Below are 16,284 nucleotides of genomic sequence, written 5' to 3'. Positions count from 1 at the left end.
TACCACCGATGAAAAAAGTAAGCCTCAGCGACTCCGGCCCGAAAGTTTCGGAAGCAATTTATGGTTTCTGGAGATGGACCGACGAAGGAGCCGTTACCACCACACAAATCGAGAAAACGGTTAACCTTTGCCTCGACCTGGGCATCAATACCTTCGACCACGCGGATGTGTACGGCGACCATACCATCGAAGAACATTTCGGCAAGATCATCCGCAACAAATCTTTCAAACGGGAGGATATCGTGCTGTTCAGCAAATGCGGCATCCGGCGATCGGAGGATAAATACCTCACCTACTACGATAATTCCCGCGAGCACATTATCAACAGTGTGAATGCCTCGCTGAAAAGGCTTAAAACCGACTACCTGGATATTTTCCTGCTGAACCAGAGCGACCTGCTGGCCGATCCCGAGGAAACGGCGGGGGCACTGGCCGAAGTGGTGACGTCTGGCAAGGCAAAACACATCGGAGTAGCCAATTTCACGGTTTTTCAGCATCAGCTGCTGGCCTCATACCTGCGCATTCCGATCGTGACCAATCACATCGAACTCAACCTCATGAACACGACGGCGATCGAAGACGGGCGGATCGATTTCATCAAACAGAGTTTCAGCAAACCACTCGCCTGGGCGCCATTAGCCGGCGGCAAAATCCTGAATGGCACCGACGAAAAAGCTGTTCGCCTTCGTGCCAAACTGGACGAAGTAGGCAAAAAATACGACGCCAATATTGAACAAACGGCCGTTGCATGGCTCATGAAACTGGGTACTTTGCCCATCATCGGCTCGCTCTCGGAAGCACGTATCCGCAACGGCGCGAGCGCTTCGGATATCAAGCTCAGCCGCGAAGACTGGTACGATATCTACCAGGTGGTTGGGAAATAAAAGTAAAAGAGCATCGCTAGCATTAGCAATGCTCTTTTTTTGCGCGATAAAGACGACAAATCAATCCTTCAACTGCTTGGCATCCAGCTTCCTGATGATCTCTTTCTTGTTGAAGAGCAACCGCCAGACGGCGAATGCGGTGTCCTGACCGGTCATGCATTTTTTGCAAATGATGCTTTCGGGTGAGACAGGCGCATTGTAGACGAGCAGCGTGTCGTCGAGCTGCTGCAGATTGTCGCCGGCCAGCGTGCCGCTTTTGGCGCTGTACGCGTAGGCATCGAGCAATTCGCGTTCCTTGGGGTTGAGGGACGGGTTTTTCAGGTCCTTCGTACCTAACAGCTCCACTTTTACACCGTATTCCTTTTGCAATGCAGCCACTACCGGGATGCTGCCGACGTCGCTGCAATGCGCCTGGCCGATGCCCGGATTCTTTTCCAGCTCTCCCTTTAATGCTTTTTCCGCTATCTGGGCAATTTTCTTGCCCCATTCATCGGCCGATGACACGAGTTGCACGTTTGTGACGCGCTTGATTTGCGATGCCTTGATTTCGCGGTTTAATTCTTTCGTATTTTCTATACGGCCGCTTTTGAAGTCGCAGCCGGTGAAAATACCTGCCAGCATGGCGATGCATATGATGTTTTTCATTGTCCCAAGTGTTAATCTGATCCAACAAACGGTGACTCGCCCGAAAGCAGTCCTAGCGTCTTGAAACCATTCATTTAGCTAAAATGCGTATCTTTGTGCCCCGAATGCGTCGTGCCAAAGATATTCAATAAAGATGATCGATAAATTAGAAGCTATAAAAGAACGGTTTGAAGAGGTTTCTCAGCAAATCATTCAACCGGAAGTTGTTTCCGACTCTACCCGTTATTCCAAGATCAGCAAGGAGTATAAAGACCTTGGTAAAATCGTGGAGCAATATGCGCTTTACCAGAAGCTGCAAAAGGATATTGCCGGTACCAAAGAACTCATAGCGACTGAAAAAGATGAAGATCTGCGCGAAATGGCGAAAGAGGAGCTCGACGACCTCGTGCCGAAGCTCGAAGAGCTTGAACAGAACATTAAAGAGCTCCTGATCCCGAAAGATCCGAACGACAGCCGTAACATCATCCTCGAAATCCGGGGTGGAACAGGCGGCGACGAAGCAGCGATTTTCGCGGGCGACCTGTTCCGTATGTACCAGCGTTTCTTTGAAAAAATGGGCTGGCGCTCATCCGTGATGGATTATACCGAAGGCACCAATGGCGGTTATAAAGAGATCATTTGCAAGGTGGAAGGTGAGGATGCATACGGCAAAATGAAGTTCGAATCAGGTGTGCACCGTGTCCAGCGTGTACCTCAAACCGAATCGCAAGGCCGTATTCATACTTCTGCGGCTTCCGTGGCGGTACTTCCCGAGGCAGAAGAGGTCGATGTGCAGATCAATATGAATGATGTCCGTGTCGACACTTTCCAATCGTCCGGCGCGGGTGGACAATCGGTTAATACGACTTATTCCGCGGTACGTCTTACGCACATTCCTTCGGGGTTGGTGGTAAGCTGCCAGGACGAGCGTTCACAGTTGAAAAACAAGGACCGCGCATTGAGCGTACTGCGCTCACGCCTGTACGAAATCGAGCTGAAAAAGCATAACGACGCCATCAGTTCCCAGCGTAAATCCATGGTGGGAAGCGGCGACCGTTCCGATAAAATCCGCACCTACAACTACCCGCAAAGCCGCATTACCGATCACCGGATCGGCTATACCGTATATAACCTGCCCGCCGTCATGGAAGGCGACATCGCTGAACTGATTGAAAAACTGCGCATTGCAGAGAACGCGGAACGCATGCAGGAAGGAGAAGCGGTTTAAGCGCTGAATTGCAAGAAATTAGTGCAGGTTGCGTTCAGGTTTTACGTTCAAATGCCTTAGTTCGATCTCGTCCAAAGTATAGTTGTAACCATCCCCGGAGAAAGCCAGATTGACTGCTTCGAGGATGTTTTGTTTCAACTCGCCTTCCGTATCTCCCTGGATACCAATAAATTTGCCTGCAATATCACCCGTTGCGCTGTAACCCTCTTCTTCGGATATAATGTCCAATGCTATTTTCGGCTTATTCATTTCTTATTCGTTTTAATTTCCGCTGCTTTCAATAAAGCTGCTAACAACCCCTTTTTCACCTCTTTCGATCCGTGATTGGGGACCCCAACTGGCCTTTCTTAACTGGATGTCTCATCGTCACATGGCTTCCTTCCTGCCTTACTATAAACCACCCATCGCTTTTCAGCAGGCGCACGAATTCACTGGACTTCATATAAAGTAATTAATAATGCCGGAGACGCATTGATTGGCGCAATGCAAAGTCCTGACGGTAAATACTTTCAATATGGAAGTTGAGTGAACTGAAATATTACTTCGCCGGATACAACTCCGCGTAAGTTTTCGCTTTGAACGTTTCGAAATCCTGCTTTTTGTGGTAATCGTCGCCGAAGAAGGTGATGATCTGGTGGAATTCTTTGGCTTTCAGATAGCCCGGCAGGGGTTGGATCATATTGAAATGATCGTCCAGGAACACCGTGGTAGGGTAGCTGGGCTGGTTGTTTGTTAATGCCAATGCGATTTCGTTGATGCCCCGGCCGCCCTGGGCGAGGTATTTAAACTCTTTGTCGCCGAGTTTGATCGTTCCCTTTTGCTCCGCGTCGAGTTTAACGGCATAGTACTTCTTATTGATGTAGTCGGTGACGGCCTTGTCCTTGAACGTTTCGCGGTCCATGACCTTGCACCAGCCGCACCAGTCGGTGTAGACGTCGATCAGCACCTTGCGCGGTTCTTGCTGTATTTTGGCATATGCTTCCTCTATCGTCAGCCATTGGATTCCTTCCGCGGGCTTTTTATCCGAATCCGCTTTAAAACCGGTCAGGACAACCAGTAATACAGCCAATAGAGTGAGCGATGACAAAATTCGTTTCATAGCATTCGTTGATTTATTCCTGAACAAATCTGAAAACCAAATCATTACCGGAAGTACCTTCGAACGCAACATATTCCGGATTCAGTCACCCCAATTTAAGCATTTTTAGTTTTAGCCAGCGAAACCAATATCCCACCGGCAACGATCAGCAGCATGCCGGTAAGCATCGACAACGACGGAATTGCTTCTCCCATCAGAAACCCGATCAATACCGAAAAAAGTATATTGGAATAGCCCACAGCGGCCACGCGTCCCGCTTTATCGTAGGTAAAAGACTGCGTGAGCATTCGCTGACCCAGCAGCGCAGTTAGTCCCAATGCCAGAAAACCCAGCCATTGGAAAGCATTTTCCGGCCATTTGAAAGTTCCAATAAGAAAATCCAAATGGTCAATGGGATAATAGGTACCGACGAACATCGATAATATCGGCATCACAATCCCGCTCAGCATGAACGACAGGATGATCGCGCGCGTGTCGTACACGACGCCAAGCTGGCGGATCGACAGGTAGGAAATGGCCGTCAGCAATGCATTGCCCAGGCCTAGTGCATTGTCGCGCAGGGACGAGGACAAATCGGGCCGGAAAACGAATAATATCCCCGTAAATCCGACGAAAATGGCCATCCATTCCTTTGCATTCAGTGTTTCGCCGATCAGCAACCAGGAGAACAGCGCGAGGAAAATCGGGTAGGTATACTGGTAAGTGGATGCGCGTCCGAGGCCGAGCGTCTGTATGGCATAGAAGAGCATATACAACGACAATGTCCCCACTACCCCCCTGAAAATCAGCAATCCCAGCTTACCACCTTCCTGCCGCATCGGCCGCCGCCAGATGCTGCTGACGATAAAAACGACTCCGACAATATTTCTGAAAAACACCAGCTGTACGATGTGAAACTCTTTGCCGAGCCACTTGGAAATCGCGGAGGTGAGCGAGAAGAAAAATGCGGCCCCGAGCATGAGGTAAATGCCTTTCAGGGAAGATGCGGTCGGGAAATTTTCAGTTGAGGCAGCCAAAAGCGAACAAATTTGCCGCAAAGATAGCGGTTATCGCAAAGAACCGAAAGTCGGGCAAAATGCCTACCTTTGCGCCGCTTGGTGCTATAAGCTGCTTCTAGTCAGCTGTTAGGCTTAATAGGGAATTCCGTTGAACCGGAAGCTGTCCCCGCAACTGTAAGTCCGCCCACACGTGCCCGATCTCCCATGCCACTGTTTTCGAACGGGAAGGCGCCGGACACGCCAGACGAGCCAGGAGACCTGCCAGAGCATTTGATCGGAACGTTTTCGGAGGAAAAGCGGAAGATCGGCGCCAATTGTTGTGAAGAGGGTGGTAACCAACCAGGGATTTCTGATTAAACTGATCATAGGGGTAAGCCTGGCTTATGCTTTGCCGCTGCATGCCCAGCAAGATTCCGTAGCACTGGAACCCGTTTTGATCAAAGGCTTTGTTCCTCAGCGATTTATGAGCGGATTAAAGATACAAGCCATCGATTCAGCGACGCTCGTACAGACCCGTTTTCAGAACATCGGCGACATCCTTGCCGCATTCACGCCCATCGCATTCCGGAATTACGGCCCCGGACAGCTCAGTACCGCCTCGTTCCGCGGCACCTCGGCCAACCATACGGCCGTACTGTGGAACGGGCTTAATATCAATGCTCCTACGCTCGGACAAACGGACTTTTCGACTATCCCGGTGGCCGGTTTCGACCAGCTTTCGGTGCAATACGGCTCGGCGGCGAGCGTCATCGGGTCGGATGCCGTGGGCGGGAGTATCCTGCTCGACAGCCGTGCTGCGGTGCGGCCACTGCACGCGTCGGTGGGTATTCAGCGCGAGAGTTTTGATAATGACCAGAGCCGCGTGGACTTGCGCTATGCCGTGCCATTGAATGGGGAATGGTCTTTCGCAGGCAAAACAACCTTGTACGACGGCCGGATGAACAACCATTATCGCAAGCCTTACCGCCAGGGCTACCTGCTTTTACCGACTGAAACTTTCCAGCAAGGTGTTGCTCAGGACCTGTTTTTCAATTCCAACAAAGACCGGGAAATATCGGCGCACGTCTGGCTGACCGATAATAAGCTGACGTTGACGCCCGAAGACGCGCAAGGCCGTGAAATGACGCGTACCACCGCCTACCGCACGATGGTGCGCTACCGGGCGGGCACCCTGGCATTACGTACAGCCTGGGTGCGCGACATCATCGACTATGCCAAAGGCGACATCTCTGATCCTGACCATTCGGTAACTGACAAGGTCGCCACGAGAGTTGAGAAGGATTTTTCATTCAATATCGGAGCCAATCTCAATCCTGTTTCCATCAAAACCGGCGGCGAATGGACGCATTACCGCTCAAGTGTGCCGGGTTATGCCCAATCGCCGGTGAGCGAGAACCGTACGGATGTTTTCCTGCTCACACGCTGGCAGCCCGCCACGCGGCTGACGGTTTCCGCCAATCTGCGGCAGGGGCTGGTGACCGGATTCAATCCGCCATTTACGCCTTCGGTGGGTGCGGAATATGGATTGGTACAAAAGGCATATTACCATTTGACGCTCAAAGGCTCTTATGGCCGCAGCTATCGCGTGCCCACATTGAACGAACGCTACTGGAAAGACCTCGGCAACCCTACGATCCGGCCCGAAACAGGCTGGAACAAGGAAGCGGGCCTGGAACAGGTTCTCAAAAATGCGTTTGGCGGCACATGGCGCACCTCCGCAACCTTCTACCACAACCGCGTGAAAGACTGGACTTACTGGAACCCTTCGAGAAACTACCGGGTAGAAAATTTACAACAGGTATTGGCCAGGGGATTGGAGCTGCAAGTTGGTTTTCAAAAGCAAAGCGCTTCGTGGCGGAGCGGGCTCGACGCAGGTTACGCCTGGAACAAAAGCAGCCAGGAAAAGGCGTATGACAATTATTCCCAGGACATTGTGGGTAAACAACTGGTATTTGTCCCGGAGCATACCGTCAATGCCAATGCTTTCATTCAATACAAAGCGACGCGCATTACAAGCCAGTTCCAGGCGGCCAGCAAACGCTACACGACATTCGATAATACACAGTTCCTGGATGGTTACGGCCTGGTGAACCTCCTCGCCGAAACCACATTTTCCTTCTCAGGAATGCAGGCCCGGGTTCAGGGTCAGATCCGCAATCTGACCAACACGTTTTATTTAAATGTGAGAAATAATGCGATGCCGGGAAGAAGTTTTGCAGTAAGTTTAACCTTTAGTTATGATTCTCAATAAATCAATGGAAATGAAAAAACAGTTTGCCAGCTCAATAGCAGTAGCGATCTCAGCTGCATGGCTATGGTCGTGTAACCAGAGCGATCCGGCTCCCAAAGGCGATTATGTAAGCGGTGTTTTTGTCTCGAACGAAGGCAATTTCAACCAAAACAACGGCGCGGTATCCTTCTTCCCACGTGAAAGAACTACCGCCGACGCCGACATTTTCGCCGCTGTCAACGGGGCTGCCTTGAAAGGCGGGGTACAGGATTTCGTATCCGCAAACGGCAAAGGCATTATCCTCGTCGATAATTCGGCCGCGGGACAGGATAAAGTGGAATTTGTAGACAGCTATACTTTCAAAAGCGAAGGCTCCATCGGCGCGCCCGACATCGAAAATCCGCGCGAGGCATTGATCATCGGCAGCAGGGCTTACGTATCCTGCTGGGGAACCAATGCCGATTATAAATATACCACCGGCTACGTGGCGGTGATCGATATGAATACCAAAAAGGTAACGAAGAAAATCAACGTGGCCGACGGGCCTGAAAACCTGGCCAACGCTAATGGAAAGCTTTTCGTAGGAACCACCGCTTATGGTGCCGGCAACAAAGTGACCGTCATTAACCTCGCTACCGAGGAAGCAGGCTCGCCCATCGCTACACAAGGCGCCGCCAACCCGATCGGTATCGACGCAAATGGAAAGCTTTGGGTAAATGCAGGCAATAAAGTACTTCGCATTAATGCAGAAACGAGCGTAACCGAAGCGACGCTGACCATCGCTACCGACGGCTATAAATCCCCGGACAACTTCGCGCTCAGTGCGGACCTGAGATCGATCTTCTTCGTGCTCTCGTGGTACGATAATACCAACAAGGAACGCGGCGCCACGTACAAGTTCGGCATCGGCGACGCCCAAATCGCGACTACCCCATTGATCCCGCGGACCTTCTCCGGCCTCGCCGTAGACCCCGCGCAAGGATTGCTTTACGCGGGTGTAACGCCTTCCTACGCGCAGGCGGGCTACGCGGTGCGCTACCGCGCGGACGGCAGCCTGGTGGATTCCATCAAGGTAGGCGTCGCGCCGAAAGGGTTTTTCTTCCAGTAAAACAAAAAGGCCCCGGAAAAATCCGGGGCCTTTTTGTTTTAAATTCGTTAATGATGCCACTTACTTAAAGAACCCTTGCGGGTCGGGCATCTTGGCTTTTAACAACTCTACGAAATCGAGGTTCAGCTGGTTGAAATCCAGCGTCCGGCCTTTGTGCAAATGCTCCCACGACTTGTCGAGTTCGTTGAGATTATAATGCAGCAGCGCCAGGTTGTATTGCCCCAATGCATAGGTTGAATCAATGGAAACTGCATGTTTCAGCAACTCGCCCGCCTCGTCCAGCTCTTCTTTCCGGCTGGTAATCGCGTAGAGTTTGAGCTCTACCGTCGATAGGTCCACCAGCAATGGCACATTGTCGCCCTGCAAGCTTACGCCCTTGCTCAGCATTCGTTTGGCATCGACCCAGCTTTCGCGCTGGTAGGATACAACTCCCAGGCCCCAGTATGCTTCCACGTTCTTGTCGTTCAGGAGTTGGGCGAGGTTGAAGCGGTAGCAGGCCGTATCCAGAGAACCTTCCTGCAAATATTCCCAGGCGCGGGTTGCAAAGAAGCTGCTGGCCTCTGCACGCGTGGAAAACGATTTGTCACATTCACTCAGGAATTTGATCTCTTCGTCGATCTGCTCCGATGTCTTGCTCACTTCCCCGAAGAGCGGGAGAACGCGCCGCTCATTTAGTTCGAGGGGCTTTTTGGGTGCTAAGTTTGTATCTGTGCTTGTACCCGCGCTTGCCAGATGCGTGTTTTGAGCAAAGCTCATTACAGGTATCAACAGGGCAAGCCAAATTACAACAGACTCTTTCATAATTGACTTTAATAGAAGAACAGGTTTCTATTGTCCAAGTTAAACGGATTTATTGAAATTGTATTGTATCACCGGCGTTTACTTCTTCCGCCTGTTGCCCTGCGCGCCTTGCCTGCATTTCCGGTCGACTTCCTGGCCGGCGGGTACGAATGTTTCTTTTCGTGGAATGCGCCTCTGAACGTCGGATCTTCTTTACGCCGCTGGTTATCGATCTCCCGCAGCATATCCTGCCGCTCCTGGAATGGCGTTTCGGCCACGTACACCTCGTCGGGAAAAGCTGCGCGCGGGATCCCCATCCGGATCATTGCTTCTATTTTTCTAATGTGGTATTCGTCCGCGATGGTCATGAACGTGATCGCACTGCCTACGTTATTGGCCCGGCCAGTGCGGCCGATCCGGTGCACGTAATCTTCATAAATGAGCGGCACATCGAAATTGACGACGTGACTTACTTCGGTAATGTCGATCCCGCGGGCAACGACGTCGGTCGCTACCATCACGCGCACATTTCCCTCCCGGAATGCCTCCATCGCATTGATACGGGTGTTCTGCCCTTTGTTGGCATGGATCACGCGCAACTCCGCTTCGGGCACGACCCGGTTAAGCAAATTCTGGTGAACGAGCCCGGCCACCTCGCGGCTGCGCGTGAACACGAGCACGCGCGTGAGGTTCTCCTTGTCTTCCAATAAATAGGATAACAGATTGATTTTCGTGCGGAAATTCGGCACCTCGTAAATCGACTGGCTTACCATTTCGGCGGCGGTAGCCTGCGGCGTTACTTCAATACGGATAGGGAATTCGAGGAATTCGTAGGACAGGTTTTCCACTTTTCCCGAAAATGTAGCCGAGAAAAGCATATTCTGCCGCTTTCGCGGGATCACTTCGAGCAACTTGCGGATCTGGGGCATGAAACCCATATCCATCATTTTATCGGCCTCATCGAGCACCATGACATTCAGGTGCTTCACAACGATCTCCTCCTGGAAATACAAATCCATAAACCGCCCCGGTGTGGCCACGATAATGTCCACCCCCTTGCGCAATGCTTCGATCTGCGTCTTCGGACCGACCCCGCCGTAGAGTACCACGGTGCGGATATCGGTATATTTCGAAAGCTGCGCGATGGCCTCGGAAATTTGCATCGCCAGCTCGCGCGTAGGCGCCATGATCAACGCCCGGGGGTGCTCGCCCTGGGCGTATTTAATGCGCATTAATAAAGGTAATGTATAAGCGGCCGTCTTGCCGGTGCCTGTCTGCGCAATGCCCAGAATGTCCTGCCCGGCCAGTGCCACGGGGATCGCCTGTTCCTGAATAGGGGTTGGTTCGGTGTAACCTGCTTCCTCAATCGCATTGAGCAATTGGCGGTTGAGCTTGAACTGCTCGAATGTACTTTGCGTCTCTTGCATGACGCAAAGGTACGAAATCTAAAACGGTAGCCGGTTATCAGCCCTTTATAACATCGTCGACCAGCCCCGCAGAGCCGATGTAAAGCGGCGAACGCTGATGGAACGACTCCGGCACAATGTCCAGGATGCTTCCAAACCCGTCGCTGGCCTTCCCACCCGATTTCTCGGCGATAAAGGCCAGCGGATAGCATTCGTACAGCAGCCGCAGCTTGCCTTTCGGGTCCTTTTTAGTCGAAGGATATAGGTAAATGCCACCTTTGAGCATATTCCGGTGGAAATCTCCCACGAGTGAGCCAATGTACCGCGCACTGAAATTCCGCGACTTGCATTGCGCCACATATTGCTGCACAAACTTCGGATAGCTGTGGTAATGCCCTTCGTTCACAGAGTAAATCCTGCCCTCGGCCGGTGTACCTATGTTTTTGTGTGACAAAATGAATTCTCCCAGCGACTGATCGAATGTAAAGCCATTCACACCATCCCCGGTCGAGTACACGAGCATGGTCGAAGAACCGTACAAAATGTACCCCGCAGCCACCTGCTTGCGGCCGCCTTGCAGGAAATCTTCTATCGAAGCGGGGCCGTTAATGGGTGTAACCCTCCTGTAAATGGAGAAAATCGAGCCGATCGAGACATTCACGTCGATGTTCGAAGAGCCGTCGAGCGGGTCCATCGCTACCACGTATTTGCCGTGGTTGTTGCCTGTGTGTATAATGTCTTCTTCTTCCTCTGAAAGAATCGCGCAAACCTCTCCCCCATTTTTTAATGCACGGATAAAGCGGACATTGGCGACGATATCCAGCTTCTGCTGATTTTCACCCTGCACATTCTCCGTCCCGTTCTCACCCGCAATGTCGATCAGCCCGGCGCGGTTGATTTCACGGTTGATAATCTTCCCGGCCAATGCAATGTCGCGAAGCAACTGCGACAGCTCGCCCGTCGCGTACGGGAATGCACTTTGGCTGTGCATGATAAACCGGTCGAGCGTGACGCCCACCGGCACCACCAGATCCTGTACTGTTTTCGTCGCCATAGTCAATTGAATTACAATGAGATTGGCGGGAAATTTACGCCCGGTTTTTTCCTATTTCCAAACAGTTCGAGCTAATAAAATTTTTTAAAAATTAATATAATTTTATCTCCATTAATTCATTGATTAATCCTAAGGGTGAGCCATTTAGGTGGTCGTCCCGTTGCACTTTTTAAATGTCTTATCGACATGAAACCGTATTCCTGCATAACAAAAAAGCACATGGCGCTAACGCCCTGTGCTTTACAAAAGAGTTGTATTTATGACGCTTATCCGAGCCTGGCCAATGCTTCGGTCAGCGTAGCTATTTTCGCTTCGGCATCGGCCTGCTTGGCCCTTTCCTTCTCCACAATGTCGCCTTTCGCATTCGCCACGAAACGTTCGTTCGAGAGCTTTTTCATTACCGATTCGAGGAAGCCCTTGGTGTAATCCAATTCGCGCAAAAGGTTTTCGCGCTCGGCTTCCACATCCAGCTCGTCGGCCAGGTTTACAAAAAACTCGTCCGACTTCACCCGGAACGAATTACCGTCCGCTTCGCCCGTCACAAAGCTGATGCCCTCTACATTCGCCAGCTTTTCGATCAGCGGTGTCAATGTGGTGTAACGCTCGTTCGCGTCCGTGCGGATAGCCAGTGGTAATGCAGTTTTGGGGCTGATACCTTTCGAATTACGCAGGTTTCGGATGGAAGAAACGAGTTCGAACAAGACGTCGAAGTCGTTCAGCAGTGCCTGGTCAAATTCAGCGGCTTGCGGGAAATGCGCCACACAAATGGACTCCTTCTCACCTCTTTCAATGATATTCTGCCAGATTTCTTCCGAAATAAACGGCATGAACGGATGCAGAAGACGCATTAAACGGTCGAAGAAGTCGAGTGTCGAATCGTACGTCGACAAATCGATCGGCTGCTCGAAGCCAGGCTTGATCATTTCCAGGTATTGCGCACAGAAATCGTCCCAGATCAGCTTGTACACCGAATTCAACGCATCCGAAATCCGGAATTTGGAGAAGTGGTCCTGTACTTCGGCCAGGGTCTGGTTCAATTTGCTTTCAAACCATTGTACCGCCAGTTTCGAACCTCCGGGAACCGGCAGCTCGCTGTCCACGGTCCAGCCTTTTACGAGACGGAATGCATTCCATATTTTATTACCAAAATTCCGGCCCTGCTCGATCAGCTTTTCATCGTAGGGCAAGTCATTACCCGCCTGCGAGCTGAAAAGCATCCCGGTACGAATGCTGTCCGCCCCATATTGATCGATCAGATCGATCGGATCGGGCGAATTACCGAGCGATTTCGACATTTTGCGGCCTTGCTTGTCGCGAACGATCCCGGTCAGGTACACATTCTTGAACGGATACCGGCCGCGGTATTCGTAACCCGCGATGATCATCCGCGCCACCCAGAAGAAAAGGATCTCGGGTGCGGTCACGAGATCATTGGTAGGATAGTAGTAATTTACTTCCTCATTATCAGGCTCTTTAATCCCGTTGAAAACCGAGATGGGCCACAGCCACGACGAAAACCACGTATCAAGCACGTCGGGGTCCTGGGTAATGTCTTCTTCGGTCAATGCAAAAAGCTGGTATTCGTGCTGCGCTTTCCGCAATGCCTCCCGCTTCGACTTCGCCACGATCATCGTGCCGTCGTTGAGGTAATAGGCTGGAATGCGGTGGCCCCACCAGAGTTGCCGGCTGATGTTCCAGTCGCGCACATTCTCCATCCAGTGGCGGTAGGTATTCTTGAATTTGGCAGGGATCAGCTGCACGGTATCGTTCATCACGTTCTCGAACGCCGGCTTGCTGATCTCGCCCATTTTCAAAAACCACTGCTCCGAAAGCCGCGGCTCGATCACCGAGTTGGTCCGCTCCGAATGCCCGACGTTGGATTTATATTCCTCGACTTTCACGAGGTTGCCCGACTCTTCGAGCATCTTAATGATCTTCTTCCGCGCCACAAACCGCTCTTCGCCGATAAGGATCTGCGCCTTGTCGTTCAATGTACCGTCCTCGTTCAAAAGGTCGATGATAGGCAGGTTATGGCGTTTTCCAAGCTCGTAATCATTGGTGTCGTGCGCAGGCGTCACTTTCAGGCAGCCCGTTCCGAACTCCATCTCCACGTAGTCGTCCGCGATAATCGGTATGGCACGGTCGATCAAAGGGATCAACACTTTTTTACCAATCAAATGCTGGTAGCGCTCATCCGCAGGGTTCACACAAATCGCCACATCCGCCATAATAGTCTCCGGCCGGGTAGTCGCAATAGTAACCCCTTCCTCCATCCTCCCTTCTCCATCTTCCCCTACAAGAGGATACCGAAGATATACCAACTTCTGGTTCACCTCTTTCATGATCACCTCCTCGTCCGACACCGTCGTGCGCGCCTGCGGGTCCCAGTTCACCATCCGGTGGCCGCGGTATATCTGTCCTTTATTGTACAGGTCGATGAAAACGTCGATCACCGAATCGTACAAATCCGGCTCCATCGTGAAGCGGGTACGGTCCCAGTCGCAGGAAGCGCCGAGTTTGCGCAATTGTTTCAGGATAATGCCGCCATATTTGTGGGTCCATTCCCAGCAGTATTCGAGGAATTCGTCGCGGCTAAGGTCGCGCTTGCTGATGCCCCGCTCTTTGAGCATCGCTACTACTTTGGCCTCGGTAGCAATGGAAGCGTGGTCGGTACCGGGTACCCAGCAGGCCTCTTTGCCTTCCATCCGCGCCTTCCGGATCAGAATGTCCTGAATCGTATTATTGAGCATATGCCCCATGTGCAGCACGCCGGTGACGTTCGGCGGCGGGATCACGATGGTGTAAGGTTCTTTATCGGGATTGGGTTTCGACTGAAAGAACTTGTTCTCGATCCAGTAGGAGTACCATTTGTCCTCTATCTCCTGAGGGGCATAAGTTTTGGAAATCATTGTATAGTCGGAAATTTACCGTAACTGTCGGTTGGTCGTCTTAAAAAGACGGCAAGTTAGGGGTTACAGGCGATATTTCTAAACTATTACTCCTCTTTGCGGACCGGCAGCCAGATCGTAAATGTGCTTCCCTCACCCGGTTTGCTGTGCAGCCGCACCGTTCCTTCGTGCGCTTCCACCATCTTTTTAACATAACTCAACCCAAGCCCGAAGCCTTTCACGTCATGCACATTACCGGTAGGCACGCGGTAGAATGTATCGAACACCCGCTGCTGCTGCTCGCGGCTCATCCCGATGCCCTTGTCGGCGACTGAAATGGCTATGCCGTCGTTCTCGTTTTTAGTGGCAATGTTCAAATGCAGCTTCTCGGGCGAGTATTTGATCGCATTGTCGATGAGGTTATTCAAAATATTGGAAATATGCACCTCGTCGGCGGCCACCACGTCCTCTTCCGCATCGAAATTCAGGTCTACCTCGCCCTCCTTCTGCTCGATCTGCACGCTCTGGCCATTTAATGCGGCTCCGATGAGGTCATGGATGTTGGTTTCCGTGATTTTCAGTTTGACATGCCCCTTATCGAGCAATGCCATTTGCAATACCTTCTCCACGTGCGTCCCAAGCCGCTTGTTCTCCTCGCGGATAATGCCCAGGTAACGGTCGAGCCGCGCGCCTTTCGGATTATCCATGAACGAAGCCGAATTCTCATGCGCCATTTCCGCCGCCAATGCGATGGTCGAGATGGGCGTTTTGAACTCGTGGGTCATGTTATTAATGAAGTCGTTCTTAATGTCCGACAGTTTTTTCTGCCGCAAAATCGTCGTTACGGCCATGTAGAAGCAGGCCATGATCACCGTGATGAGAATGCCCGAGCCGCCGAACATCACGCCCATATTGCTGAGAATGTACCGCTGCTGGTCGGGGAAAAACACGTATAATGCATTCTGCGCGCCCAATGTCTCGTTCGGGAACAGCGATGCCTTGTAAGACCGTTCCTCCCACTCGCCCGGCCGCATGCTCACGGTCGAGAAAATGAGACTATCCGCCGACTGGCCGGTCACCGCCCCGCGAACGGCGAATTCGTAAGGTAATGTGACGCCATTCTGCACCAGCTGCTTTTTCAGCAAAGTATCCAGCAAAAAACGGTTCACGCGCTGCTCGATGGGTCTTTTGGTGTAAATAAAATCCTTCATCACCTCTTTCAGCAACTCCGCCCGGTCGGGTTCCGCGGAGCCGATAATGGCGCGTGATTTTTGTTTAGCACCTTTCGCGTGGTCGGGCAGAGCTACTTTCCGGTTAGCAATGCTTTTGGAAATGGAATCCTTTTTAGTCCAATGGTCGCCTTTTCGCCGGATTTCCGGGTCGCCCATATTACGCATGGCATTGCCCAAACGGCGCTCGTCGTCGAGCCTGCGGCGCATAAATTCGTCGATGCCGGCCATACCGTATTGCTGCGCCTGGAAAAACTCCTCGATAATGCGCTGCTGATGGTCCACCATCACCCTGAAATTGGGACTCAGCACATCGGTGGGCACGGCTTCGGTGATGATCTGGTAGTGGATTTCCTCTCCATTGGGCCCGATGGCCACTTCCATCCGCGGCTGAACGCGTGCGAGCTGCTCCTGCATAGGCACTTTGGGCGTCGTGGAGGGCGTGCGCTTCACGGGCATCTCGCGCAGCTGCGCAATGCGATCGAGCTTGCTTTTTTGTTGTTCAACCTCGATACGGCGTTGCAGCAAGTACATCATTTCCTGCTTTTCCAACCGGTGCACTACCTGCTGTACCGATTCGGATACCTTCTGGTTGAACTGGTCGTTCCGGATCGCGATCGCTTCCCTGATCCAGTACCATTGAAAGCCGATCAGGCCGATCAGGGCCAGGCACATCAGCCCCACGATAATTTGTATTTTCCGTTTGGTCATAATTTCCGCTTCCCGTGTGCAACGCGGGCCGTGCTTTGCCCGACA

General features: G+C 51.9%; 14 protein-coding genes and 1 riboswitch. Of the genes, 4 read left to right on the top strand and 10 right to left on the bottom strand.

Features of this window, described 5'->3' with window-relative positions:
- Window positions 1–8 precede the first annotated feature (8 nt).
- Window positions 9–884: an aldo/keto reductase gene (locus tag H144_RS0107835; RefSeq protein ID WP_019941501.1), complete on the top strand. Its 876-nt coding sequence runs from the start codon at window positions 9–11 to the stop codon at window positions 882–884.
- Window positions 885–944: 60 nt separating this feature from the next.
- On the opposite strand, the gene H144_RS0107830 is transcribed toward H144_RS0107835, so the two are convergent.
- The gene (locus H144_RS0107830) at window positions 945–1,529 is read right to left on the bottom strand and encodes a hypothetical protein (protein WP_019941500.1); all 585 of its coding nucleotides are present in this window, start codon (window positions 1,527–1,529) and stop codon (window positions 945–947) included.
- 133 nt (window positions 1,530–1,662) lie between these two features.
- Between H144_RS0107830 and prfA the strand changes: the two genes are divergently transcribed.
- Entirely contained in the window at window positions 1,663–2,736 is a 1,074-nt protein-coding gene (gene prfA / locus H144_RS0107825) for a peptide chain release factor 1 (protein WP_019941499.1), read from the top strand.
- Between the two features lie 18 nt (window positions 2,737–2,754).
- On the opposite strand, the gene H144_RS0107820 is transcribed toward prfA, so the two are convergent.
- The 4 genes from H144_RS0107820 to H144_RS0107810 form a co-directional block, all read right to left on the bottom strand.
- On the bottom strand, window positions 2,755–2,985 hold the full coding sequence (locus tag H144_RS0107820) for a hypothetical protein (protein WP_019941498.1): 231 nt from the start codon (window positions 2,983–2,985) through the stop codon (window positions 2,755–2,757).
- Between the two features lie 55 nt (window positions 2,986–3,040).
- Window positions 3,041–3,178: a type II toxin-antitoxin system HicA family toxin gene (locus H144_RS35080; protein ID WP_084599929.1), complete on the bottom strand. Its 138-nt coding sequence runs from the start codon at window positions 3,176–3,178 to the stop codon at window positions 3,041–3,043.
- A 96-nt stretch (window positions 3,179–3,274) separates the two neighbouring features.
- Entirely contained in the window at window positions 3,275–3,835 is a 561-nt protein-coding gene (locus H144_RS0107815) for a thioredoxin family protein (protein WP_026350497.1), read from the bottom strand.
- 95 nt (window positions 3,836–3,930) lie between these two features.
- The gene (locus H144_RS0107810; protein WP_019941496.1) at window positions 3,931–4,851 is read right to left on the bottom strand and encodes a DMT family transporter; all 921 of its coding nucleotides are present in this window, start codon (window positions 4,849–4,851) and stop codon (window positions 3,931–3,933) included.
- 62 nt (window positions 4,852–4,913) lie between these two features.
- Window positions 4,914–5,113, top strand: a riboswitch (cobalamin riboswitch).
- 39 nt (window positions 5,114–5,152) lie between these two features.
- On the opposite strand from H144_RS0107810, the gene H144_RS0107805 reads away from it, so the two are divergent.
- Window positions 5,153–7,084, top strand: coding sequence for a TonB-dependent receptor plug domain-containing protein (locus tag H144_RS0107805; protein ID WP_229207862.1), 1,932 nt, complete (start codon window positions 5,153–5,155; stop codon window positions 7,082–7,084).
- A 10-nt stretch (window positions 7,085–7,094) separates the two neighbouring features.
- Window positions 7,095–8,171: a DUF5074 domain-containing protein gene (locus H144_RS0107800; RefSeq protein WP_026350495.1), complete on the top strand. Its 1,077-nt coding sequence runs from the start codon at window positions 7,095–7,097 to the stop codon at window positions 8,169–8,171.
- A 60-nt stretch (window positions 8,172–8,231) separates the two neighbouring features.
- Here H144_RS0107800 and H144_RS0107795 read toward each other — a convergent pair whose 3' ends face one another.
- From H144_RS0107795 to H144_RS0107775, 5 genes are all read right to left on the bottom strand, one after another.
- A complete protein-coding gene (locus H144_RS0107795; RefSeq protein WP_019941493.1) occupies window positions 8,232–8,927 on the bottom strand; it encodes a tetratricopeptide repeat protein in 696 nt (231 codons plus the stop codon).
- 113 nt (window positions 8,928–9,040) lie between these two features.
- On the bottom strand, window positions 9,041–10,378 hold the full coding sequence (locus H144_RS0107790) for a DEAD/DEAH box helicase (protein ID WP_019941492.1): 1,338 nt from the start codon (window positions 10,376–10,378) through the stop codon (window positions 9,041–9,043).
- A 37-nt stretch (window positions 10,379–10,415) separates the two neighbouring features.
- The gene (gene fbp / locus H144_RS0107785; RefSeq protein ID WP_019941491.1) at window positions 10,416–11,411 is read right to left on the bottom strand and encodes a class 1 fructose-bisphosphatase; all 996 of its coding nucleotides are present in this window, start codon (window positions 11,409–11,411) and stop codon (window positions 10,416–10,418) included.
- Window positions 11,412–11,677: 266 nt separating this feature from the next.
- Window positions 11,678–14,320: a valine--tRNA ligase gene (locus H144_RS0107780; protein ID WP_019941490.1), complete on the bottom strand. Its 2,643-nt coding sequence runs from the start codon at window positions 14,318–14,320 to the stop codon at window positions 11,678–11,680.
- Window positions 14,321–14,406: 86 nt separating this feature from the next.
- Window positions 14,407–16,239 carry a sensor histidine kinase gene (locus tag H144_RS0107775; protein ID WP_019941489.1) on the bottom strand — a complete coding sequence of 611 codons (1,833 nt, stop codon included), beginning with the start codon at window positions 16,237–16,239 and terminating at the stop codon, window positions 14,407–14,409.
- Window positions 16,240–16,284 lie beyond the last annotated feature (45 nt).

It is taken from the genome of Dyadobacter beijingensis DSM 21582 (assembly GCF_000382205.1).
GTDB lineage: Bacteria > Bacteroidota > Bacteroidia > Cytophagales > Spirosomataceae > Dyadobacter > Dyadobacter beijingensis.
This window is presented reverse-complemented; position numbering and strand designations above follow the sequence as displayed.